Source organism: Candidatus Thermoplasmatota archaeon, assembly GCA_029907305.1.
GTDB lineage: Archaea > Thermoplasmatota > E2 > DHVEG-1 > DHVEG-1 > JARYMC01.
In genome coordinates this window covers 1-23,931 of sequence record JARYMC010000010.1, presented here as the reverse complement: position 1 = coordinate 23,931, position 23,931 = coordinate 1, and the positions used below count along the sequence as shown (strand labels likewise).

Below are 23,931 nucleotides of genomic sequence, written 5' to 3'. Positions count from 1 at the left end.
TTTTCTTTATTGTATTGTTTGCAACCCATCCAGATATGATATTGAAGTTGTTCTACATTTATTTTCCGGACAACGCCCTATTTCTCGATAGCTTTAAATATAAAAAAAGCCGTATTTATTAATTAGAATGAAGCTTATACATAAAATAACATTAGTTTCAATAATATTTATAATTCTAGTTTCCTCAGTTTATATAGTTTTCTTCACAGAAACAAAACAGACAGCAAACAACAATATAAATAGCAATAACAATCAAAACAATACCAATGGAAATAACAACAATAACACTGATAACAACAATGATAACCAAGATTTCACACACATAGTTTTGGTAGAAGAAGCCACTGCAACATGGTGCAATAACTGCCCTATAGTAGCAGATGTTCTACACAAAAAATTTAACAGCACAGGAAAAACCGATTTTTATTACATTAGCATGGTAGAAGACAAAAACACAAAGGCACACACTAGGCTCTACAACGACTACAACATACTAGGATTCCCAACAGTTTTCATAGACGGTGGATACAGAGTAATAATGGGGTCAAAAGATTTTGAGAAAAATTTCAATGAAAAATTAAATGAGGCAAAAAATAGACAAACACCAAAAATACTAATAAACCTAAAAGCTAAATGGAACGAAACCGGAAAAGAGCTAACAACCACAGTAACAATAGAAAACAAAGAAACAACAACATACAGGGGACGCACAAGAGTATATATAACAGAAATAAACAGTCCTTGGTCAGATTGGAACGGTAACCCATATCATTTCTCATTCCTAGACTATGCTGTAGATGAAAACATAGAAATTGAGAGCGGCAAAAACAAGACAATAACAAAAATATGGAGTGCAAGCCAAAATGTTTACCCGGAAAATCTATTGATCGTAGCAACAGTTTTCAATCAAAAATCAACAAAAGAATACTCTGACCCACCAGAAAAAAAACATGAATTCAACGCATACTATACTGATGCTACAACAGCTACAAGAGTAGCAGAAGGATCACTACCACCAGTCATAGGTATTAGCTCACCAAGAAAAGGGGAATTATACATACTGGGAAAAGAAATAGGTAAAACACTAAAGGGAAAAACTCTAATCATAGGAAAAACAACAATAAAAACCAACTATCAAGCAGAAGCAGGTGTAGAAAAAGTAGAGTTCATAATCAAAGGCGGGTTCAGACAAATCAGAGAAACGATCATGGAAGAACCATATGAATTCAAATGGAGTACATTCGCATTTGGTAGATACACTGTAGAAGTAAAACTATATGATAAAGAAGGAAAAACATCAACGTCTAACATAGACGTAGTGGCATTTATACTATAGAAACCATTTAAAAAAAGATTATAATAACAACATAAAATTTAGAGTAAGGTAAGGAGGCAAAACAATTAATTTTCTACTAATCTATCCACAATCGAGTTATTCATATGTTGATACAGGCAAAAAAGACAATACATTCAGAGGACTTGCCCCGCCACTGGGTTTATTATACATAGCAAGAGTACTAGAAGAAGATGGAGACAAGGTTACATTATTTGATTTTTCAGCTGAAAACTTCGAAGAACAAAAAATAATCAAAGCAATGAAAAAAACCGATATAGTTGGAATAACAGTACTAAGTTTTTCGCTAGAAAATGTAACAAAAATAATCAAAACAATAAGAAAAACAAAACCAAGGATCAAAGTCATAATAGGAGGACCACATTGTACACTTTTCCCAGAAAAAGCATTAGAAGAAACACAAGCAGATATAAGTATACAAGGTGATGGAGAATTAGTAATCAACGATATCAAAAAAGCAATCAGAGAGGAGAATAATTTTTCAGATATACCAGGAATATACTACAGAGAAAAAAACCAGATGAAAAAAGGAGGACCACTAAAGTTAGTAGAAAACTTAGATGAAATACATTTTCCAGCGCGACATCTGGCAAACAAATACAACTATGGTAACCAGTACAACCCGAAAATAAAAAACGGGGAATTCACCTCACTAATAACCAGCAGGGGATGCCCCTACAGATGTCGATTTTGCTCAAGAAACTCAGTTAGCATGAAAAAATATAGGACAAGATCAACAAAAAATATAATAGAAGAACTAAAAGAGATAAAAGAAGAAAAATACAGATATGTAGCAATAATGGATGACAGTTTTTTATCAAATAAAAAACAGGTGCATGAATTATTCGATGAAATAATCAAACAAAAACTAGACCTAAAATTTATAATCACAGCAGCACGCGTAGACGCAGCAGACGAAATGTTATTCAAAAAAATGAAGAAAGCAGGAGTAACCCATATACAGTATGGTTTGGAATCAGGCAACCAAAATGTACTTGATTTCTATAATAAAAAAATAACAGTAGATAGAATCCAAAAAGCTGTAAACCTAAGCCATAAACTTGGTTTCTTCAACATGGGCTCATTCATACTTGGAGCGCCATTTGAAACTAGACAACATTTCGAAAAAACAATAAAATTTGCAAAAAAACTACCATTGGATTCAGTTTCATTTGTAACATTAAAATATATGGCTGGATCGGAGCTATGGTATAACGCAGTAAAAGAAGGAAAAATAACTGAAAACAACTATCTAGTCCAAGCAGATTCAAAAAAAGGATTAGGTACGCTAACAGAAGAAGAAATTCTCAGATACTGCAAAAGAGCACGCTCAGAATACTATAGGAGACCAACATTCATTCTGAAATTACTAAAAAAATCATTAAAAAACGATGACATGGGATTCATACAATCCTATTTATCATTATTTTTTTCAGACATAAGAGACGGGTTAAAATTCCTTGGTATAACACCTACCGGAAAAACAATTTAGTTCTATAATATTAGATAAAGTATAAGAAAAATAAGCGCTGATTTAGCAACCAAGATACTCTTATTCTTTTTACCCTGATCATACCCATAATCATCCAACCTGTAAAAAAGAAGCCAACCATATTGAGACAAAAAAGCAAAAACAGCCATACAAAGCACCTGAACCCATATCATATAATCGAGATAGAGCGTACCAGCCTGAACATAAAAACTACCGATAACTAAAAACATAGCACCAAAAGCCATCTGGGACTCATGATGCAACAACCCCTCAGCGTACATACTAACTACAGCACCAATAATAGAAAACACAAAAACTGGCCAACCACGCTGCCATGTAAGATAAACAGCTATCAGGAGTAAAACAACAAGAGAAAAAACAAACAATATCTTCAAAGTTTTCTTAGAAAACGTTATCCTCTCATCTATCTTCATATGATAAATATCATGTATTGTATGAGCAAAAATCCATTGAGCAAAAAAACCACCGAGAACAACCAAAACAACTCCCTCAAGGTATAAACTTTGGACAACACCGAGATCAAGTGCAACGAAAGAACCCAAAAGCGGGAAACATACACCAGTAAAAATTGAAGTCAAAATAGTAAAAGGTGCCAACATACCCTTTTTCTCAAATCCTATCATCAACCACCCCAAAACAAAATTAACCCTTAATAAAACCCATGCTATCAGCTGAAAAACTTAGCATCCTTTTATTCATACTGGCACTAATATTCCTCTCCATAATCAAGAAAAATGGATATAAACCCAAGTTTAAACCATTCAAAACCCTACGCATAGCATGACCAGTTGAATAAAAATCAGTATACAGTTTTCTGACACCAGCAAGCAACTCTTCGTGTGTCATATTTTTTGGTTTGAAAACAACATCTCTCATATTATATTTAGACCAGTCTCTAGTAAGAATACGTCCTTCCTTCTCATAACATTCAAAAAGAGGTGTACCGGGGAAAGGTGTTAAGACAAGGAAATCAACGATATCGATTTTTAGATCCTTAATGAATTTTAGAGTGCTATCAAAAACATCTTTTGTATCAGTATCAAAACCAAAAACAAAACAACCAATAGCAACCATGCCGTTGTCATGAATGTTTTTAACAGCTTGTTTATAGTTTTTGACTTTATTTGTTCTTTTACCGACTTCATCAAGTGTTTTCTGAGAAACAGATTCAAAACCAATAAGCCAAGACACACAACCTGCTTCCTTAGAAAGTCTAACCAGTTCTTTGTCATTTGCTAATACATCGACGTTGCCATTGCAAGAGAATTTTTTATGCAAACCACTTATTTTAGTGAACAAAGATTTCGTGTAATCAGGATCTATAGTGAGAGAGTTATCATAAAAAGTGAAAAACTTCTGGGGCATATTTTTTATCTCTAACATAACATCATCAACCGGTCTCTTATAAAACTGTGAACTACCAGTGATATTACCCTCGCGGCAAAAAGCACACTTATATGGGCAGCCTCTTGTTGCCTCAACTGCACCAGATAAAACAAAACCTGGAAGTTTAATATCTGTTGGTGGAAGTCTGATAGTATCATCATATTTAACAGGTTGATAAAAAGGTTTCAGCTCACCTCTGCTAAAATCCTCCAAAAGTTTCAGCCAGCTAAGCTCACCATAACCAAGTAGAACGCTATCAGCATGCTTCTTCGCCTCATCAGGTAACGCAGATGCGTGCATACCACTGAGCACAACAGTAACACCTTTTTGTCTAAAACTATCAGCTATCTCATATGCTCTAAAAGCGTTAGAGGTCGTGTAGTTAATATGAACAATATCATACGGGTTATCAAAATCAATTTTATTATAACGTTCATTGACAACCTCAACATTATATTTTTTAGGTGTAATAGCCTCAAAATGACGGGCATATAAAGTTGGGAGAACAGAAAACATAGTAAGCAGTTTTTTATCAAAAAAACCGTATCCGGTTTTACCCATTGATACATTCTCAACAATAAGGATATTCATTGTAAAAGCTCTAATATACGATACACATATTAAGTTAATCCAAAAGAAGAATTGATAAAATATGAACCAGTTCTACAACCCCTTGTTCCTCATGAAAATACTAAAAAGTTATATATTTGGTATAAATAGACTCGATAAACTAGATGAAAAAGCATTAAAAAAATACCGGGACAAGTGCCTCAAAAGTATAGTCAAATACGCATACACAGTACCATTATATCATGATAAATACAAAAAACATGGTATTCATCCAAGTGATATCAAAAAAATAGAGGACATCAAAAAACTGCCAATAATCTCCAAAAATGATATCAAAAATTACTACCCAAATGGAATTATACCACAGACAACAAAAAAAGACAAACTAATCGAGATAACAACATCTGGTACAACAGGAAAATCACTATCGATATATGGTGATAGATACGATGCGATACTATGGCTTTTCTGGTACATTAGAACCCTTAAGAATCATAGAATTAACTGGAGAAAAGACAGGCTTACGATAATAGCGGATTTCGCACCACACACAATCGGAACAAGTTACATAAAAAGGGGGTTACTAACAAACATAAACAACAAATATTTTTTTAAAAACATGCAATGGTTAAACACAAATGATGAACCAAAAAACGTGATAAAAGAAGTGGACAATTTTAAGCCAGATTTCATAGGCGGATATGTTGGCATGCTCAGCCATCTAGCATTGCTGAAAGAAAAAGGTTACGGAGATAACATAAACCCACACCATATAGCTACAATAGGATCTGTTCTAACACCACCTCTAAGAAAACTCCTAGAAGAAAACTTCAAAGCAAAAGTGTTCGAAGTTTACGGTGCAACAGAATCTGGAACAATCGCATTTCAATGTAATCATGGACGTTACCATGTGATGTCTGACCTTGTCTACCCTGAGTTTTTGAAAAACGGCGAACCAGTAGAATCAAAAGAACCAGGAAAACTCATTGTCACAAAACTATATGGCGGAGGAACCCCTATAATACGTTACGATGCAATTAATGATATTGTTGCACCACTGTACGAGAAATGTGACTGTGGTTTAGTTGGTGAGCTCATAGATAAAATCTATGGACGAGATGACCTATCTCTTTATTTCACAGGTGGACGGGTGTTAACTCCATCATCACAAACAGAGATCTATGGTAGGGTTTTATATGGTTTAAAAACCAACAAAATCAAGGAAACAAAAATAATACAACACAGTCAGAAAAAAATTGAGATTAAACTAGTATTTGACAAGAATCTAAGGGATGTAGAGCCATCAATTGATGAAATATTCTCGGTGATAAAGAAGGGTTATCATGAAAAGCTCGGTGAAGAAGTTGAGATAGACATAAAAGAGGTAAAAAGAGTGAATAAAAAAGGACCACGTATTATATCAAAGGTTGATAGATCAAAATTTGAAATAAAACAGTACGTATAAACAAGGCAAACAATGTTTAGGTATATTCGTGTATTAGAAATTATTTGTTGATGGGCTACTTCCTCGTCTAAGATATGATTAATTTTAACATATTAGCTGTAATAGGGAGAACCAATGATTAACCTTTGAGTATCTCGTAACGAAATATTTAAGAGTTAACCAATGTTAATGTTTTTTAAAATAAATTTGGAAAGGGGAGAAAAAAAAATGAGAAAAATTGTACCAATTTTATTGGTAGGACTTTTGGTCCTTAGTGGACTAGGTGCTGGTGCTTTTCAAATATCTCAAGAAAATGTTAAAGTTGAAATAACTAAAGAAAATTCTACAAAAAGAGGGACTCATACTGCATTAGGCGAGTATGGTACTGCAACATGGTGTGGTTATTGTAAATATGCTCATGGTGCATTAAAAGAATTGTATGCTGAAGGACAATTAGATTTTAATTATGTTTCATTAGTTTGTGATAAAAATTCTGTTGCTTATTCATATGCAATAAGTCATTTTAACTTATGGGGTTACCCTACAGTCTGGTGGGATGGTGGTTATAAAGTAAATGTAGGAGCAGGTAGTGTAGCTGGTGCAAAAGCAGCTTACACAACTAGTATAAACCAATGTGTTGCAAGAGCTGTTAAAGATGTTGATATTACTCTTGATGTTACTTGGCTTGGTGGAACAGAGATGCAAATATCCTGTTCTATTGTTAACAATGAAGCTACAACTTATGGAGGAACAATAAGGGTATATATTACTGAAAAAGTCTCCAGCATGGGTTGGTATGATACAAGTGGTGCATTGTACACACATGCTTTTTTAGATTTCGCTTTTAACCAAGCTATTTCAATACCTGCAGGTGATACTTGGAGTAACACCATGAATTGGATAGGTAGTTCTCATGGTTATCCTTCTATTACAAAAGATAACATGATGATAATAGCTGCAGTAGAAAATGATGAATGGCACCAAGGATACTCAAATCCTCCTTCAGGTAATCCATTTAATGCATACTATGTTGATGATTGTGTAACAGTTGATTTAGGTGCTGGTTCACCACCAAATGCTCCAACAATTAGTGGCCCAACAACTGGAGTTACAGGTGGAGAATACAATTTTGAATTTGTATCAACAGATCCAGAGAACAACGATGTTTATTACTATGTAAATTGGGGAGATGGAAGTAACAGTGGTTGGAAAGGACCATATACTTCTGGTTCAACTGCAATAATTTCAAAAACTTATACTACAGCAGGTACCTATAGTATAACAGCAAAGGCAAAAGATTCCTACAATCAAGAAAGTGGTTGGTCAAATCCTTTAGTAATAGAAATTTTACAAGATGAACCACCATCTGCTCCTACGATAACAGGTCCCACAAAAGTAAAACCAGGGGTCGAAATAGAATACAATTTTGTAACAACTGATCCGGATGGCGATAATGTATACTACTACATAGACTGGGGAGACAACTCAAACACAGGGTGGATAGGACCAAATGCATCAGGAGGAACAGTAGCTGTTAAACATACGTTTACAAAGAAAGGAACATATACAATTAACTGCAAAGCAAAAGACACCTATGACCTACAAAGTGGTTGGGGAACACTAGAAGTAACAGTACCAAGAACAAGAATCTCACTCATAAATAGGATACTAGATAGATTCCCAAACATGTTTCCAATACTACGATATCTAATAGGTTTGTAAACAGCAGCACCTATATATACAAAAGATATATAAAACAGCAAAAGATACTTACTTAACATTTGTTAAATGGAGGCAAAAAAATGAAAATAGTACTTTGTGAAGATGGAGTATGCAACCCACCAAAATGCCCAGTTGTAGACATTCGAGACAATAAAGTGATAATTGGTGAAAAAAACAACACCTGCACACTCACAAGAAAACAGTTTGATATACTCAGACAAAAAATAAAAAACAACGAAATATAATCAAAAAAAAAAATTTATTTGTTTCCTTAAATTTTTCTTAGTTGTAGTCTGGATAACCAGCTCTGTTTTTGTTATATAACTCAAAACTTTCTTGCATTAACTTGGTTAACAAGTCAATTCTTTCCTCATTAGTATCTAAAAACGTACCAGACAAAGTGGTATAATAAGGTTTTATTTCACCACCATGCTCATACTCTAGGGTTATTATTGTGAACATAGGCAAACCCTTTATGTGCTCATTATCATAAATTCTAAAAGAATCTAACCACTCCTTTGGAGTACTGCTATCATCTAGATAAATATATATATACACAACCGTTGAATTTTCAAAACTTGTCAAAGTAAAGTAAGATTTTTCTTTTTGAAACTCGACATTAAGAAACTGTTTTATAACAGGGTACATAACATCACATGCGGGGCAAGCTCTTTCACTATAATGTAAAAAAACAGGCCCTTTGGTTAAATTCTCCAAAACAAAATCTGGGTGTGGCTTACCATTTGCTGTTTCAAAAGTAAAATTCCGGGAAGTTTTTGATCTAAGTTTTATACAACTTAAACAAAGAGTTTCAACTATACTAGTTTGAATATCTGTATAAACATTAGTATAAGCAAGCATACCAACAAATAAAATAGAAGATACAGCCAACGCAGTGATCTTTAGCACAAACAATTTTTTCATTTTAAATCCTCTCAAACTTAATTAGTCTTTTTGAACAAGCATTAATACATTTCCCACAGAGTACGCACTCCGGATCCCTGTTCATATTTGGTACATCTATCCCCATCGGGCATACCCTAGAACAAAGATTACATTGAATACAATCTCCTCTATTTTTTACTGCAACGTGTAAAAAACTTATTTTATTAAACGGAGCTAAAATAGCACCCACAGGACAAAAATATTTACACCAACCACGTTCAACGAAAAGGATTAGAATGAGGAACAATACAAAAATCACAAATGCTACCCAAAAGAAGGTGTTAGGGACAAATTTACCTGGATTAAGAACAAGTATAGGTATAGTTCCAGTCAGAAATCCAACAGGACAAATATCAGTGAACATGAATAACAAGAAATAAGACGTCAAGAAAACAAGACCAAACAGAACAAAATATTTCGTGTACCTAAAATATTTCTCAATTTTAAGCTGACCTATTTTATTAACCAGTTTATGTCTCTTAAGTTTACGAGCGACATGAGCAGTTCCCCTTTGAAGAAAACCAATTGGGCATGCCCAACCACATACCGCCCTACCAGTGAGAATACCAACCGTACCAAGAATCAAAAGAGGATAAACAAGAAGCTTCCAAGTAAAACTATGATCATAAACGCTTTTCTCCATAGCCCTAAGAGGACAAGCAGATATACTAGCAGGACAAGCATTACAATAAAAAAAAGGGTAGCAGAAACCTGTTTTCAACCCAAAAGCTCCTAGATTAGCTGAAATAGATAGGATGATCTGAGAAACCAGTCGTTTTATCTGAAATTTCATCTTAATCTCTTTTTTCTCAACAATAATGTAGCAAGCCCAACCGCCACTACAAACAGCACTAATTCGAATCCCGGCGTACCTTTGTCGGTATTTCCGTTATTATTACCATTTTGATTTCCATCTGTTTTTTCTGCAAGAGTTAGATTTACACTTTCTGAGTGAAACCATTCTCCATTACTATTAACTTCTATATGGTAAGTAATATATGTTGCATCTTCATTTTCAAGTGTAACATTTGCTTCGTATCTATCCCCAGATTTAGTCATTGAAATATTTTTATTTTTATAACATAGATTTTCTTTGCACTCCTTAAATACAAGCCATACAGACGATACATTATCACCAGCAATATCAACAGAAAAAGTGACATCAGATCCATGTTCTGGTCTCTCTGGATTAATTACAACCTCCCCAATCGTTGGAGCAACTGCAACTCCGATATCAGTCAAAAAGAAACTCATTACAACTAATGCAATAAATACCACAATATTTTTTCCGTTTTTCATATGTTCTTATCTCCCCATTAATCTTTTTTAAGTAATTCATCTATTTTTGATGAAAGTTTTGAGTACGGCTCGTAACCCTCGTTTGAATAATAAATCTTTCCATTCTTATCAAATATATACAACGTTGGTACACCACCAGGTTCGTTTATATGGTATTTTTCCCAAATGATTCCATTGTCCATGCCAAAAACCCAATCTAGTTCGATATTCAATTGTTGTTTAAATTTATCTATCATTGTTTGTATATCTTTAGCAGATTCATAGATATTTACATCTATTGATAATATAACTACATCGCTATTGCTATAATTTTCTGATATTTTTTTAAGTTCGAGAAATTGATATAGACAAGGATCACACCCGATAACTCTCATAAGATCAAGCACTACAACCTTTCCACGATAATCTCTAAGATGTTTTATTTCACCATTAAGACTAGTGAAAACAAAATCTTCACCAACATCCTCATCTGATCCAATACAACCAGAAAAAACAGATAACAGCAAAACAATTGAGATAAAAAATGCCAACTTCTCAAAGTTTTTAATGATAATCACCTACTAAAAATACAACAATGTACTGTTTATTCATAGGTAACTATCAATTTTCTGTTTCAGCGCATCTTTAGGCATCGCACCAACAATTCTGTCAACAAGATTACCATCCTTAAAAACTAGGAGCGTAGGGATACTCATAATATTATATTTCATAGAGGTCATCTGGTTTTCATCAACATTGAGTTTACCAAAAACAACCTTACCATGCATCTCCTTAGCGAGCTCCTCAATAACTGGACTAATCATACGGCAGGGACCGCACCACGGTGCCCAGCAATCCACAACAATCATCTTATATTTTTTAATGGTTTGAGTAATATCTGCGTCTGTTACACGTAACGGTGTATTAGGCCAATTTCTTTCCATATTCAATTCTCCTTTCATATATCTATTAGCATATTCTTCTAGTTTCTTTCTTCTTATTTCTTCAATTTCATCCATTTTAGTTATCCTGCAACCATTTTCTGATTTTTAGGTATCCAACAAATTTTTTACCATCAACCCATAGAACAGGTGCTGTTACTTGTAAATCCTCAAACACGCCATGTGATTTTGCATTATTAAAATCTTCTTCACGCCAATCATCTATATTATGCGGGAATGTAACTATTTTTATGTCATCTCTATCTTTTATAAGCTCCTTTACTTGCATACATTTCACGCAGTTTTCTAAGGAGAACAATATTTTTTCACTCATCTTTCTTCCCCCAACTTTTTTTATTTGGTGGAAATGGGCCAGGCCGGAATTGAACCGGCGATCTCCGCGTTGTAAGCGCGACGTCATAACCACTAGACCACTGGCCCAAATGTAGAAAGGAAAGGTAAATACTATTTTAGTAATTTACTGTATTTATTTCTTTTTTAATCTTTTTTTAATTACAAAAAATGCTAAAGCAATTATTATAATTATTAAAATTAAGAAAATGTAAGATACAGGGATTTGTTCTTTTTGTTCTTCTTTGGAAACAAAAGATGGTTTTTCTATAACCGCAAACTGCATACTTTTTGTAAAATTTCTATAGCCTTCTTTTCTCGCAATAATAGAAAGAGAGTATAACCCAACCTCATTTGAAGTAAAGCTATATGGAAGAGTTACGGTTTTAAAAGAGTTATTTGGATAAGTTATCATGCAATTAATTTCTACATCTTCAACAGATGAGCTATAACCTATGTATACAATTTCATCAACTAAAAAAACATCTTTTGTAAATCTAAATTTGCTATCATTTGAAACTAGTAAATCTACATTCATAGTTTCTGGTAAACCAGTTATGGTAAATCTAACTTCATCTTCATAAAGTGCGAAACCATCCTCCATCAGTTGAGCGTATACAACGTATTCACCATTTACCAAATAATCAGAAACATTTGTTCTATAAACTGTTAAATTCCTTGTTTCATCTGGTGAAAGCGTAATAGGGTAGTACCATGCTTGAGGTGGATATCTGTTGTTTTCTTCCTCTATAGTTATATAAATCTCCATAGTTTTTTCTATGCTCATAGTGTTTTTAACTTCTAGATTTATTATTATCTCATCTTGTAAATTATAGATTGTTTTGTTTGAGCTTAATCTAAATATATGGGCATAAACTGGTTGAACAACCATTAAAAATGTGGCAAATAAAATTATAGCAAGTATTGTTTTTTTCAACTCCACCACCTCGGTTTAATAGTTGGATCACCAAATAGTGTATAGACATCATAATAACAACTGGGATCATTGTTTTTACCCTCTTTGAATGCTTCTGCTATTGTTGTGTGATCATTTAGAAAGGCATTGTTAAGTAGTTCATCAAACATTTCATGTCCACTGCTAATATCTATAGCCCCAAGAAAAGACATGGCACCTGCTCGTAATACATGTGTGGAGAGCGACCATTGTTTATCACCTATTAGATGATAACCTGCAGTTGAACATGCTCTATCTAGTAAAAACGTTGGTTTTTCAAAATAGGCATCGTTGAGTTCCGAGGAATCGACCAAACCACTTAGGCAATATTGATTTCCATGATCTACAAAAATCGTAACATAATATCTCCAGAAACAGCTTAGAATTGTGTTTCTATTTGTTTGTACTTCACTATAAGTTGCATAAAAAGGGTTATTGTTAAACTCATTTTTGATATCATCAGTCCAAAATGCTGATGCAAAGTTTTCTAAAAACTCCCTGCTATCACTTTCGCTCCAACCTCGTATAATAGCAAGTATATGTTTATTTTTTTCCATATTATCAAAGAATATATCTGATGCAACATATGCTGAGAGGTTTGAAGTTGTTAATCCATATACTCGCCCAGTTGGGTAGTCCATGTATCCATCGTTATTTTTACTAGAGTAAAACCTGTTATCAGCTTGCAGAAACAGTAATTTTATATCCTCATGTGACACCAAGGTTGTGTCGATTTCTTTTTTTAAACCAGTTGCTATTTCATAACCCCATAAATGCCATATTCCATCGTTTGTTCTTTCATACTGTACTATCTACATATAAACGACCGTGAACAATTGGCGAATTTGACTTGCCTTTGTTTTTAATCAATATCTTTATTGTAACATTGTCATAGACAACAGGACTGGAGGGTGCTGGATCTATGCTTTCAACAGATAAATCTGGAAGAAGAGTTATTTGACTACTTGATTTTAGATAAACAAAAGGAGTTGATATAGAGCACACTAAAAACAAAACTAGTAATTTTTTATAAATCATTTATTTTCCTCCATAAATTAAAGTAATGAATTAGAGCGTAAAATATTTTTGATAAATTTTGAAAAAGAGGCTTTAACTTAAGAAAATAAAAAATTTTAGAATGAAGAGAGTTGGTTTTTACAATTCTTCCTGTCTTACCCAATGTAACTGCTTTGTTCATCATCACTTTTATGACTACCATACTTTTTCCTACATCTTTTAATATTTTTTTATATCCATACACAAAAAAATAATTTTTGGTAAGCCTAAAAGAGAAGATTTTAGTTAATGTGAAAAAAAAAATTGCTGACAAAAAACTTGATAAACATTAAGCTAGTGTTTTATTGATAATAACCACAGACCACTGACCCATAATTTTATATGATTAGCTCAAAAAGGAAAGACTCGTAATATTTTTTGTAGTTTGTCATAAAAACATATGATTACGAGTATCTAAGTGCAACAACAGGATCCATCTTAGCAGCTTTCCTAGCTGGAAGAACACCTGCTATTATGCCTATCATAACACCAAAAAACACCGCTATCAAAAACCATTGGATAGAATAAGTCAAAGGGATATTACCTGAGCTAAATCTTCCTCCGAACTCTACCATATATTGATTGAGAATCTGGACTATGAATGCTCCACCACTAGCACCTAATACTACTCCAAGTACACCACCAAATAAGCCTATCATCGCTGATTGGTACAAAAACAAGGTCATAATGTCCCTACGTTTAGCTCCTATGGCCATCATGGTACCAATCTCCCTTGTTCGTTCGGTAACAGTTGCAAACATGATATTAGCGATACCTATTCCGCCTACCAATAGTGAAACCAGTGCGATTGAGGTTATAAGCATACTCATAACGTTCATTATCTGATCCACTTTTGATATAATATACTGCTGTGTTATGACCACAAAATCAGAGTTTTTATCCTTATAGTTAATAGCATCAGATTTAGTATTCAAATAACCTAGAATCTGCTCTTTTGCGTCATCAACATGTTCTTTATCTGTAGCACCTGCGTATAAAATCCCATAGGCTGTAACACGTTTGATGATACCCCCAACATTAGAACCAAAATATGATGTATAGTATGGATCCACAGGACCAGCTATCGATAGAGAGGTTACTTGACTCATTACATTGGAGGTTTCGCTCTCCCTTAGGATTCCTACCAACGTTGTTTTAATAAGTTTTCCATCTAATCTCTGTATGTATAAAGTATCCCCAACCTTCAACTCTTTATTTACACCAAAAAGCTTGGTCATACTTCTGCTCATAACTATCTCGCTTTTCTTATTCTGGAACATCCTCCCCTCTTCGATTTCCATACCCATTATATCAAGTAGACCAGGTGTAGTAGCATACATGGTACCACCTGCCTTTGACTGCCAATTAAGAAAACCTTCCCTTATTTTAATAGCCTTCAACGGGAGGAAACCAATAGGGACAACCTCTTTTATGTAGGGTAGTTTCTTCAATTCATCAATGTCATGATCTGTAAAACCAATCTCACGAAAGGATATCTGCGGTGGGTCACTATCTGTACCTATACCAATAACCATACCTGTTGGATTAAAAATGTTCCACTGCTCTTCAATAAAAACCCGTACAGAGGACCCAGCAGTTGTAACTATAATAACAGAGCCTATACCAATTATGACACCAATTAGAGTTAGGAAAGTTCGAATCTTATGTGATCTTAAAGCATCAAGGCTCATCAAAAAAATATCTGCTATCATCTATGTTCACTTATCTCTCCATCTCTCATAGTTATAACCCGGTTTGCATATTTTTTAAGTGATTTATCATGGGTGACTAAGATGATCGTTTTCCCTTCTTTGTTTATAGAAGCAAGATAATTCATTATCTGCAAGCCTGTAGCTGAATCCAGATTACCAGTGGGTTCATCAGCAAGTAGTATAGACGGGTTATTAGCCAGGGCTCTAGCTATGGCAACCCTCTGTTGCTGACCACCTGATAGCTCAGATGGAAGATTCCCAGCCCATTTTTCTAAACCAAACTTTCTAAGTAAATCTAACGCAATTTTCTCCCTCGAGTTTCTAGATACTCCACCAAAAACTAGTGGCAGCTCAACATTTTTTAGTGCTGATATAGTCGGAATCAAATTAAATGTCTGGAAAATAAAACCAATTTTTTTACTTCTAATCTCAGCTAGTTGATTGTCGTTTAAAACAGAAAGATTTTTCCCATCTAAAATAATTTCCCCAGATGTAGCACGATCAAGACAACCGATTAGATTCATGAGTGTGGTTTTACCGGAACCAGACGGTCCCATCAATGCTATAAAATCCCCTTCTTTAACTTTTAAAGAAACATTGTTTAGAGCTCTAAACTCTATTTTACCGGTTTTGTAAATCTTTGTTACGGAATCTGTTTCTATCATAATTTTAGCGGGCATATAATCTCCACAGGAGCCTTCATAGCAATACCATAATATTATATAAAACTATTTATAATATAGATAGTTATTTTACAAAGAGTTATAATATTAAAAGGTGGACACAGATAAAATAATAACAACCACCTAACATATTTTTATCCGGTTTTCTAAAAAAATCTTAGGAAAGGCTATATTTATGGATAAAGAAGAAAAACCATGTTGCGAAGATGCTGAAGAAAAAACTGATGTTGGTTGGAGACCGTCTTTTTCAATAATCGTTGGCGTAGGTTGGCTTGTTTTTATAATCCTGTGGCTAGCATTCTATGCAGATGATTATGCTTGGGAGAAAAACCTTGCAATCATCCTACTATCAATATTTATAATGTTCTTGCTTCTCGGCGGTGTGTGGACGATATGGGGCATACGTAAGATACCAAAAGAAGGCTGGGAGATGTTCAAAACATCTGGTTTCAAATCAAGGGTAATAGCATCAATAATTCTACCAATCGTTTCCATGCTGTTTCTAATAATCTGGTTTTGGTACTATGCAGAACAGTACACGGTATACCAGAATAGAGCAGTGTTCATTGCGGTACTACTCATCATAGGTGGTGTACTAGGTGCTCTGTGGGCTCGCTGGGGAGTAAAACACAGGGAAGAATTCAAAAAAAATACGAAAATAACAAAAAAAGAATAGATTTAGTCTAGAGGTTAAAAGCCGTCCTTAAAAGAAAAACCCTGCTTTGGTTTATCCTCTTCAACTTTTTTTTCTTCAAACCCCTTGGGTAATTCAACCTCTTCCCCTTTGATAACCTTACTGGTAGCCCGCTCTAACTCAACTGTTTCTTGTTTAACGATATCAAGAATACCCATAATAGAAACAATACCAAGCTCATTTATATATTTACGACAGACATCCATGAGCTCCCTATGCATCTGTAGCTCCAACGCACGGTATTTCTCAAGCGTTATCTCCTCAAAATCTACCTGAGACATAACATTCCACTTCTAGGAACATGGTATGGTATTTCTACTTAAAATACTATCCCAAAATTAACATCAAAAAAAGATTCATAAGCCAAAAAATGATAAAAAGTCGGAACAAAAATGATACAAAATCCATGCAACCTACATAAAATATTACTAGAAGAATTCGGTCATCAAAACTGGTGGCCGATAGACAAAAAATATCATGAGAAAAACAAAAGCGACCCAAGATTTGAGATCATAATAGGTGCTATATTGACACAGAACACAGCATGGTCGAACGTAGAAAAAGCAATAGACAACCTCAAATCAAAAAACATGCTGGAAATCAAAAAAATATCAAATGCAGATATAAGATTACTAAGGAATATGATAAAACCATCAGGTTTTTTTAACCAAAAAGCACATCGACTGAAAAACATCGCACGTTTTTTACATGAAAAATATGATGATGATTTAGACATGTTTTTTAACAGGGATATAAAAGAAATAAGAGCTGAGTTGCTATCATTGAATGGTATAGGACCAGAGACAGCAGATTCGATCCTCCTATATGCAGGGGAGTTACCAATATTTGTTGTGGATGCTTATACGAAACGATTATGCAAGAGGATACCATTTAACACTGGAACATCATATGATGAGATTCAACAATATTTCCAAGAAGAAATCAAGAAAAAGTATAATGAAAACAGTTTAACTCAGGTTTATAATGAGTTGCACGCGTTAATAGTTGTATTAGCAAAAAAATATTGCAAAAAGAAACCTGACTGCAAAAACTGTCCTATAAACAAAAACTGTGGATACATGAAATAATTCAACCTAGCAATTCTTGAACCTTTGCACTAACTATCTCAGCTGGTATATCTGGTAAAGATATGAGTTGTGTGACACCAACCTGGCCTTTCCCAGATTGTTTAAGGTTGATGAAACCAGCATTTTCTATGTCTTTAAGATAACTCCAAAACATGGTGTGTGAACGCGGTTTTTCATTATATTCTTCACATGTGATAGCATAGGTTTTTTCAGCATCACCAGTGTTTACATATGCTGTACCATCTTTTTTCAACCTTTTAGCGATGGCGTACAAAGCTATAAGCTGATGTTTCTCAAGGTTTTTTAGTTTAGACTCAGTTACAACAGAAAAAGTCTCGGCTTTAGCAGCGCGGACATGCTCTGGTGTAACAGTTTTAACATGTTGATTATCAGCAGCGATACCAGCCTTCCATAATAGCTCTATGGCAAAACGTGCATCACCCCACTCAGAGGCTATATCAGCTATTAGATCCTGGCAATCCTCCTGAACAGTACCATTGTAGAAAGCTAAGTTAACACGTTGTCTAACAATATCGTACAACTCGTCACGTGTATACTTATCCAAAAACAGTACGTTACTCCGTTTAAAGGTGCTGAGGGCAGAATGATCCATCATAGACAATAGATCCTTCTGAGATATCAATAAAAGGGAGACAGGATTTTTATTAACTGTTGACTCATCAGAAAATCTAGTAAGGCTATAGATGAGATTAGAGCCGCTTTTCTTCAAAAGAGCATCAGCCTCATCTAAAACAAGTAAAAGCTGAGAACCTCTTTTAATCATCTGTTTCCTTAGAACATCTAGCATCTCCTGGACAGAAAAACCACGGTCGGGGAAACGTGGATCAAAATGATTTAGGATACCGAGTAGAACCATTGAGTCAGTTGACCGTTTCCTACAATTGATATGAATGTAATCTATAAACTTCCCCTGGCTCCTAGCTATGCTGACAAGAGAGGTACAGAATTTTTTTGCGATAACTGTTTTACCAGTACCAACAGGGCCTTTGATGATAACATTCTGAGAGACACGGGAGAGTACAGGTTTAAACATCTGAGCTAGAAAACGAAGTTGCTCTTCTCTATGTGGTAGTTCATCTGGAACATAATCAAAATCCAGCGCATTCAAATCTCTTATAACTGATGATGAAGACAACTCATCTTCTATGATATCCTTCATTAAAATCCGGTATACACATTTCCTCATAAAACTTTATCTAAAACTATTTTTATAATAGGTTAACAATCAGTAAAAATTTTTAAAAAATATCTATCGGATAGTATATTTACCTATTAATCCTAACTTCATGGATTCAAAACCCTTCCCATGTACTTTAACATTGATTATGCTCCTAAAAAGTTTTATTCAAGAGTTATTTTTTATAATAAACCTTTATAGACATAAAAAACAATGCAGTTGGTGATATGAGCGAAAACCAGCTAACCACAGATTCATTGGAATTCCTAAAAAACAGGTTCAGAGGATACTACGAAAAAAACGACATAGAACTACCAGATCGTTTTTGCAGAAGGGAATTCGCATTTGTCTTATTTGGCGGCAAAGGTATGATAAGACACCTTGCATACAACAAAAAAACAGATATAAAAGAGTTCTTGGTAGAAAAAGCCCCTGCCCACACATATTATTCTTCCGCTTATTACCAGAAACCAGATGCACAAACCATGCAAGAAAAAAACTGGATGGGAGCTGAACTGATATTTGACTTAGATTCAGACCATATATCTGAAATAAAAAACATGAGCTATACAGATTCGTTAGAACTAGTGAAAAAAGAGTTCTATAAGCTGGTAGACGATTTTTTGTTAAATGATTTCGGCTTTGAGGAAAAATACATAGATCTGTATTTCAGTGGAGGACGAGGATACCATTGTCATATAAGGGACCCAAAGATAATGGATCTGGATAGTAACGAGAGAAGGGAGATAGTTGATTATATAACAGGTAGAGACCTAAAGGATTCTTTGGTTTTCCATGAACATATAACAGAGAGAAAAAGCTATGGTGGAAGGATTTTTGCTGGTGGTAAAAGCCTGAAGATGCCGACCCCTGATGAACCTGGTTGGAAGGGGAGGATAAGCAGAGGTATACTAGAAATTGTTAACGAGATAAAAAAAAGTGGTAACCCTATTGAAAAACTTAGGGAATATGGTGTGAAAAAAAGTGATGCAGAGAAACTTGTAAGGGAGCTATCAGATGATAGGATAAACCGGATAAGGGATGGTTTATTAGATCAATCCAAGACTATCAGGAAGTTTTTCCTTAATAGTGCCCTCAGAAAAACAGCTGTCTCTATGAGTGCTGGTGAGACAGATGAGCCTGTAACCTGTGATGTTAAACGCCTTATCAGGTTACCTTCCTCTTTACATGGAAAAACTGGTTTAAAGGTGACAAGGGTAACATTAGATAAACTAGATGATTTCAACCCACTTAGAGATGCTGTTGTTCTGGATGATGATCCAGTTAAAGTAGATTTGAAACAGCCATTTAAGATAAACATGAGAGAAAATAGTTTTGATTTAGAAAAAGGTGAACACAAGATACCAGCTTATTTAGCTGTTTTTTTAATAGGGCGTAATATAGCAAACATTATTTAACACATTTTTTAATGTAAGATATGGACGGATAAATGGAAGAAGAAGGAATAAGTTACAAGTCTCTGAGGAAAATCCAGCAGGCTGAAAAAAACTCGCCGACTTTAACTAGTATAAACCCGGGTTTTTATAGTGATCTATCAGAGTATCTAAAAAAACTGGATGAAAGGTTTGAAAAAGAGTCTAATCCTCAGAAACAGATGCTTCTAAGGGATGAGATACAAAACACGAAAAAGATAGCAATCAGCATATACGAGCGGAGGGAGAAAAAGATTTTGTTAGCAGCTATTTCAAAGGCACGTGGTGGAAACCCAGATATGAAGAATCTTGTTGATGATGAAAAAAAACTTTTTGAGTTAACATTAAAAACTATGAATGAGACACGTGAAAAGCTTCTAAACAAAAAAACAGGAAACAAGGAAAAACCTGCTGAGGAAATACCTAAAGCTGATGAGGAAAAAGAGGAAGAAACCAATACTAATCCTATTGTTATGGTAACAAATGATATACCAGAGTTTATTGGGACAGATGCAAACAAGTATGTTCTCAAAAAAGGAGACGTCCTATCATTACCAGGGGATATGAGTTCAACGTTGTGCAGGAGAGGTGTTGCAAAAGAGGTAAAAAGAGAGTAGCTTACATTTTTATATAACCTTCTTTATTACCCTTAAAATCCAGAGTGATTTTGTATGAAAAAACCGAGTAAAATCAAAAGGTACTGTCCTTATTGCAAAAAACATACTATACATGAAGTGGATAAAATAAAAAAGAGAAAAGCCAGTGAACTTAAACAAGGACAACGGCGTTTCAGGCGTGTAACAAGTGGATACAGAGGTTTCCCAAGACCCAAGCCTGAAGGGAGAGAAAAAACAAGTAGACGCATAGGGTTAAAATACAAGTGTACTGTTTGTAAAAAGATACATCAACCTAAAAGCCTTCGTACAAAAAAAATGGATATAGGTGAAAAATAAAATGAAGCAAAAGTTTGAGAGCAGGTTCATAAAAGTGAGATGCAGGGATTGTGAAAACGAGCAGGTTTTATTTGATAGAGCTAGCACACCTGTACTATGTCATATATGTGGTAGTAAACTAGCTGTACCATCTGGTGGTAAAGCTAAAATAAAAGGCGAAATCTTAGAGGTTATAGAATAAACATATATATATAAGAGATTTAAAAAAGGGTTATGATGAAGAAAGATTACCCTGATGAAGGGGAGCTTGTTGTTGGAACTGTTGTAAAGGTTCAGAATTTTGGGGCATTTGTAGCCCTTGATGAATACCCTGGCCGAGAAGGTTTTATACATATAGCTGAAATCGCTACAGGTTGGGTTAAACGCATACGAAACCATGTAAGGGAAAGACAAAAAATTGTATGCAAAGTACTAAACGTTGACAAATCCAAAAACCATATTGACCTATCTTTAAAGAAGGTGAATGAACACCAAAAAAGAGAAAAAATACAGGAATGGAAAAACAGCCAGAAATCAGAAAAACTCATGGAGATGCTATCAAAAAAACTAGGTAAAACAGTTGAGCAGTGCTACAAAGAATTTGGTAACGACCTTATAAAAAAATATGGTACATTATACGCTGCTTTTGAAGAAGCTGCATACGACCCTGAGACTCTAAAAAGAGATGGTTTCAAAGGCGACTGGTTAAAAGAGTTTGAAAAAATCGCAGCTGAAAACATAACAATAAAGTTTGTAGAAATAAAAGGCTACCTAACCGTAAACTCTTGGCTGCCAGATGGTGTTAATCATATACGCAATGCCCTCAGGGAAGCAGAAAAAAGTGATTTTGAAGACGTTGATATAACAATAAAGTACATTGGTGCACCAAAATATCTTATAAGTGTTAGAGCACCTGACTACAAAATAGCTGAGGACCAGATGAAAAAAGCTGCAGAACGAGCAAAAGAATACCTGAAGGATTTTAAAGGTGAATGTGAACTCCACAGAAAAACGGAGGAATAATGCCAAATATAATGTACTGCAAAAAATGCATGATATATACAATGGATGAAAATTGCCCTAGATGCAAAGAAAAAACTGTATCAAAAAACCCACCGCGTTTTTCACCACAGGACAACTATGGTGTTTATAGAAGAAGGCTAAAGAAACTTGAAAAAGGTGTATAAAAATGGATTATGTAACTGTAAAATATGTAGCAAAAAAACCTAAGCTTAAAAACCCTATTCTCCTAGAGGGATTACCAGGGATAGGAAACGTTGGGAAACTAGCAGTAGAACATATGATAGAAGAGATGAATGCGATTAAATTCGCTGATTTATACAGTAAAGATTTCCCACCACAGGTTTTCATAAACATGGATGGGACAATTAAGCTTGTAAACAACGAGTTTTATTACTGGAAAGCAAAGAAAATAAACCAGAGAGACCTAATACTTTTAACAGGTGATTATCAGGGTCTTTCTTCTCATGGTCAATATGATCTAGCAGAAAAAATACTGGACATAGTACAGGAGTTAAACGTGAAAGAAATCTTCACACTAGGTGGATATGGTTTAGGGCATGAAATAAAAGAACCAAAGGTTTTATGCGCAACCACAGATAAAAAACTTGTTAATAAAATCAAAAAATATGGTGCGGTGTTCAAGAAAAATGAACCCGGTGGAGGAATAGTGGGAGCTAGTGGATTACTACTAGGCTTAGGTAAACTAAGAGGTATGAGAGGTGCATGTTTCATGGGGGAAACACCAGGTTATCTGGTGGATCCTAAGAGCGCAAAAGCTGTCCTAAAAATCTTGATGAAGATATTAAACATAGATCTCAATTTATCTGAGTTGGAGAAAAAAGCTAGAGAGATAGAATACATAGCCAATCAGCTTAGGGAAATGGAAAACATCTCTAAAGAAAAAACAGATGAACTAGGTTATTTCGGCTAAAAAAACTAGGTTTGGTTTTGGTACCAATCGAGTATCTCCTTGTAATCAAGAGCGTTACCAGTTGTGTAAACAACTAAGGTGTTATAACCAAACTCCTCATCTGCAACAGATGCTAACAACACCCCTACTGCTGTAAGACCTTTTAGAAAACCGTAGTAATGAAAGGTTTTCTTATCTAGATATATTGTTCCCTCGCGTACTAGGCTATAGCCTTCTTTTCCTAGTTTTTCCTTATAATAGTTTGCAATTGAGTCAACTGATTCATCTGCCCCATAAAACCTGTATTTTATTTTATCCAAGTTTGGCATATCATTAATCTGCGGGTATTTTTCTATAAACTCTTCAGCGTTTAGTTCTACATAAGACCCTGGTGGCGCCTTTACATCTAAAAAACCTGTAATAGGTATAAAACCAGCATTGTAAGCTAAAACCCCAATTGTGCTAACTATTGACAGTACTATTATTACTATAACAACAATTTTCATTTTTTTTCTTTTGTTACTAAATTTGATTTTATTGTAATCCAAAGGTTTTTTTTCTTCATGAAACATATCTAAACAACCGACCATCCGATTTTAATAGAGAGCTTTGAATAACCCTCTTTGATTTTAATTTTTCTGTTTCTACCTCGTTCATGGCCATGAATTATGCGTTTTTCACGGTTTTTCCTGGTGTTTTTCCTTGATTTTCATCCTTTTTCCCTTGTTTTTCTATTTGTTTAC

General features: G+C 34.5%; 30 protein-coding genes and 1 tRNA gene. 14 read left to right on the top strand and 17 right to left on the bottom strand.

Translation table 11 applies throughout. The features are described from left to right. The first annotated feature begins 127 nt into the window (after nucleotides 1–127). Nucleotides 128–1,336 (top strand): hypothetical protein, encoded by a 1,209-nt coding sequence (locus QHH19_01550; protein MDH7517019.1) that lies wholly within the window; start codon nucleotides 128–130, stop codon nucleotides 1,334–1,336. 79 nt (nucleotides 1,337–1,415) lie between these two features. Further along, nucleotides 1,416–2,846, top strand: coding sequence for a radical SAM protein (locus QHH19_01545; GenBank protein MDH7517018.1), 1,431 nt, complete (start codon nucleotides 1,416–1,418; stop codon nucleotides 2,844–2,846). Between the two features lie 2 nt (nucleotides 2,847–2,848). Here the strand turns inward: QHH19_01545 and QHH19_01540 are convergent, their stop codons facing one another. Next, nucleotides 2,849–3,490, bottom strand: coding sequence for a hypothetical protein (locus QHH19_01540; protein MDH7517017.1), 642 nt, complete (start codon nucleotides 3,488–3,490; stop codon nucleotides 2,849–2,851). Between the two features lie 19 nt (nucleotides 3,491–3,509). Continuing rightward, the gene (locus QHH19_01535; GenBank protein MDH7517016.1) at nucleotides 3,510–4,844 is read right to left on the bottom strand and encodes a radical SAM protein; all 1,335 of its coding nucleotides are present in this window, start codon (nucleotides 4,842–4,844) and stop codon (nucleotides 3,510–3,512) included. A gap of 91 nt (nucleotides 4,845–4,935) precedes the next feature. Between QHH19_01535 and QHH19_01530 the strand changes: the two genes are divergently transcribed. The 3 genes from QHH19_01530 to QHH19_01520 all read left to right on the top strand — a co-directional run bounded on the left by QHH19_01530 (nucleotide 4,936) and on the right by QHH19_01520 (nucleotide 8,234). Then, a complete protein-coding gene (locus QHH19_01530) occupies nucleotides 4,936–6,288 on the top strand; it encodes a hypothetical protein (GenBank protein ID MDH7517015.1) in 1,353 nt (450 codons plus the stop codon). Between the two features lie 207 nt (nucleotides 6,289–6,495). Beyond that, nucleotides 6,496–7,989 carry a PKD domain-containing protein gene (locus QHH19_01525; protein MDH7517014.1) on the top strand — a complete coding sequence of 498 codons (1,494 nt, stop codon included), beginning with the start codon at nucleotides 6,496–6,498 and terminating at the stop codon, nucleotides 7,987–7,989. A gap of 80 nt (nucleotides 7,990–8,069) precedes the next feature. After that, on the top strand, nucleotides 8,070–8,234 hold the full coding sequence (locus QHH19_01520) for a hypothetical protein (protein ID MDH7517013.1): 165 nt from the start codon (nucleotides 8,070–8,072) through the stop codon (nucleotides 8,232–8,234). 37 nt (nucleotides 8,235–8,271) lie between these two features. Here the strand turns inward: QHH19_01520 and QHH19_01515 are convergent, their stop codons facing one another. The 12 genes from QHH19_01515 to QHH19_01460 form a co-directional block, all read right to left on the bottom strand. Next, entirely contained in the window at nucleotides 8,272–8,913 is a 642-nt protein-coding gene (locus QHH19_01515; protein MDH7517012.1) for a hypothetical protein, read from the bottom strand. 1 nt (nucleotide 8,914) lies between these two features. Continuing rightward, nucleotides 8,915–9,727: a 4Fe-4S binding protein gene (locus tag QHH19_01510; protein ID MDH7517011.1), complete on the bottom strand. Its 813-nt coding sequence runs from the start codon at nucleotides 9,725–9,727 to the stop codon at nucleotides 8,915–8,917. After that, nucleotides 9,724–10,233, bottom strand: coding sequence for a hypothetical protein (locus QHH19_01505; protein MDH7517010.1), 510 nt, complete (start codon nucleotides 10,231–10,233; stop codon nucleotides 9,724–9,726). Before QHH19_01505 ends, QHH19_01510 begins: the two co-directional genes overlap by 4 nt. A gap of 17 nt (nucleotides 10,234–10,250) precedes the next feature. After that, a complete protein-coding gene (locus tag QHH19_01500; protein MDH7517009.1) occupies nucleotides 10,251–10,790 on the bottom strand; it encodes a TlpA disulfide reductase family protein in 540 nt (179 codons plus the stop codon). A 30-nt stretch (nucleotides 10,791–10,820) separates the two neighbouring features. After that, nucleotides 10,821–11,231, bottom strand: a complete 411-nt coding sequence (gene trxA, locus QHH19_01495) for a thioredoxin (protein ID MDH7517008.1) — start codon at nucleotides 11,229–11,231, stop codon at nucleotides 10,821–10,823. A gap of 1 nt (nucleotide 11,232) precedes the next feature. Next, a complete protein-coding gene (locus QHH19_01490; protein MDH7517007.1) occupies nucleotides 11,233–11,487 on the bottom strand; it encodes a hypothetical protein in 255 nt (84 codons plus the stop codon). A gap of 34 nt (nucleotides 11,488–11,521) precedes the next feature. Next, a tRNA-Val gene (locus QHH19_01485) sits at nucleotides 11,522–11,594 on the bottom strand. 46 nt (nucleotides 11,595–11,640) lie between these two features. Beyond that, a complete protein-coding gene (locus tag QHH19_01480; protein MDH7517006.1) occupies nucleotides 11,641–12,441 on the bottom strand; it encodes a hypothetical protein in 801 nt (266 codons plus the stop codon). After that, entirely contained in the window at nucleotides 12,438–13,178 is a 741-nt protein-coding gene (locus QHH19_01475; protein ID MDH7517005.1) for a C25 family cysteine peptidase, read from the bottom strand. The genes QHH19_01480 and QHH19_01475 overlap by 4 nt, the downstream gene beginning before the upstream one ends. Before the next feature lie 79 nt (nucleotides 13,179–13,257). Then, nucleotides 13,258–13,497, bottom strand: coding sequence for a CARDB domain-containing protein (locus QHH19_01470; protein MDH7517004.1), 240 nt, complete (start codon nucleotides 13,495–13,497; stop codon nucleotides 13,258–13,260). 422 nt (nucleotides 13,498–13,919) lie between these two features. Beyond that, nucleotides 13,920–15,227 (bottom strand): ABC transporter permease, encoded by a 1,308-nt coding sequence (locus tag QHH19_01465; protein ID MDH7517003.1) that lies wholly within the window; start codon nucleotides 15,225–15,227, stop codon nucleotides 13,920–13,922. Beyond that, nucleotides 15,224–15,892: an ABC transporter ATP-binding protein gene (locus QHH19_01460; protein ID MDH7517002.1), complete on the bottom strand. Its 669-nt coding sequence runs from the start codon at nucleotides 15,890–15,892 to the stop codon at nucleotides 15,224–15,226. The genes QHH19_01465 and QHH19_01460 overlap by 4 nt, the downstream gene beginning before the upstream one ends. A gap of 193 nt (nucleotides 15,893–16,085) precedes the next feature. Here QHH19_01460 and QHH19_01455 point away from each other — a divergent pair, with 193 nt between their 5' ends. After that, entirely contained in the window at nucleotides 16,086–16,586 is a 501-nt protein-coding gene (locus tag QHH19_01455) for a hypothetical protein (GenBank protein MDH7517001.1), read from the top strand. 14 nt (nucleotides 16,587–16,600) lie between these two features. Here QHH19_01455 and QHH19_01450 read toward each other — a convergent pair whose 3' ends face one another. After that, nucleotides 16,601–16,885, bottom strand: coding sequence for a hypothetical protein (locus QHH19_01450; protein ID MDH7517000.1), 285 nt, complete (start codon nucleotides 16,883–16,885; stop codon nucleotides 16,601–16,603). Between the two features lie 111 nt (nucleotides 16,886–16,996). Here QHH19_01450 and QHH19_01445 point away from each other — a divergent pair, with 111 nt between their 5' ends. Next, a complete protein-coding gene (locus QHH19_01445; protein ID MDH7516999.1) occupies nucleotides 16,997–17,692 on the top strand; it encodes an endonuclease in 696 nt (231 codons plus the stop codon). Nucleotide 17,693: 1 nt separating this feature from the next. On the opposite strand, the gene QHH19_01440 is transcribed toward QHH19_01445, so the two are convergent. Then, nucleotides 17,694–18,872, bottom strand: coding sequence for an AAA family ATPase (locus tag QHH19_01440; protein MDH7516998.1), 1,179 nt, complete (start codon nucleotides 18,870–18,872; stop codon nucleotides 17,694–17,696). Nucleotides 18,873–19,117: 245 nt separating this feature from the next. Between QHH19_01440 and priS the strand changes: the two genes are divergently transcribed. From priS to QHH19_01405, 7 genes are read left to right on the top strand one after another with little or no spacing between them, the layout of a single operon-like run. Continuing rightward, nucleotides 19,118–20,308, top strand: coding sequence for a DNA primase catalytic subunit PriS (gene priS, locus QHH19_01435; protein MDH7516997.1), 1,191 nt, complete (start codon nucleotides 19,118–19,120; stop codon nucleotides 20,306–20,308). A gap of 32 nt (nucleotides 20,309–20,340) precedes the next feature. Further along, nucleotides 20,341–20,940: a hypothetical protein gene (locus QHH19_01430; protein MDH7516996.1), complete on the top strand. Its 600-nt coding sequence runs from the start codon at nucleotides 20,341–20,343 to the stop codon at nucleotides 20,938–20,940. A 54-nt stretch (nucleotides 20,941–20,994) separates the two neighbouring features. Beyond that, nucleotides 20,995–21,276 (top strand): 50S ribosomal protein L44e, encoded by a 282-nt coding sequence (locus QHH19_01425; protein MDH7516995.1) that lies wholly within the window; start codon nucleotides 20,995–20,997, stop codon nucleotides 21,274–21,276. 1 nt (nucleotide 21,277) lies between these two features. Beyond that, nucleotides 21,278–21,457, top strand: a complete 180-nt coding sequence (locus QHH19_01420; GenBank protein ID MDH7516994.1) for a 30S ribosomal protein S27e — start codon at nucleotides 21,278–21,280, stop codon at nucleotides 21,455–21,457. Nucleotides 21,458–21,489: 32 nt separating this feature from the next. Continuing rightward, on the top strand, nucleotides 21,490–22,278 hold the full coding sequence (locus QHH19_01415) for a translation initiation factor IF-2 subunit alpha (GenBank protein ID MDH7516993.1): 789 nt from the start codon (nucleotides 21,490–21,492) through the stop codon (nucleotides 22,276–22,278). Next, nucleotides 22,278–22,442: an RNA-protein complex protein Nop10 gene (locus QHH19_01410; GenBank protein ID MDH7516992.1), complete on the top strand. Its 165-nt coding sequence runs from the start codon at nucleotides 22,278–22,280 to the stop codon at nucleotides 22,440–22,442. The genes QHH19_01415 and QHH19_01410 overlap by 1 nt, the downstream gene beginning before the upstream one ends. A 2-nt stretch (nucleotides 22,443–22,444) precedes the next feature. Further along, nucleotides 22,445–23,209, top strand: coding sequence for a proteasome assembly chaperone family protein (locus QHH19_01405; protein MDH7516991.1), 765 nt, complete (start codon nucleotides 22,445–22,447; stop codon nucleotides 23,207–23,209). A 5-nt stretch (nucleotides 23,210–23,214) separates the two neighbouring features. Here QHH19_01405 and QHH19_01400 read toward each other — a convergent pair whose 3' ends face one another. After that, entirely contained in the window at nucleotides 23,215–23,760 is a 546-nt protein-coding gene (locus tag QHH19_01400; protein MDH7516990.1) for a hypothetical protein, read from the bottom strand. Nucleotides 23,761–23,931: the final 171 nt, after the last annotated feature.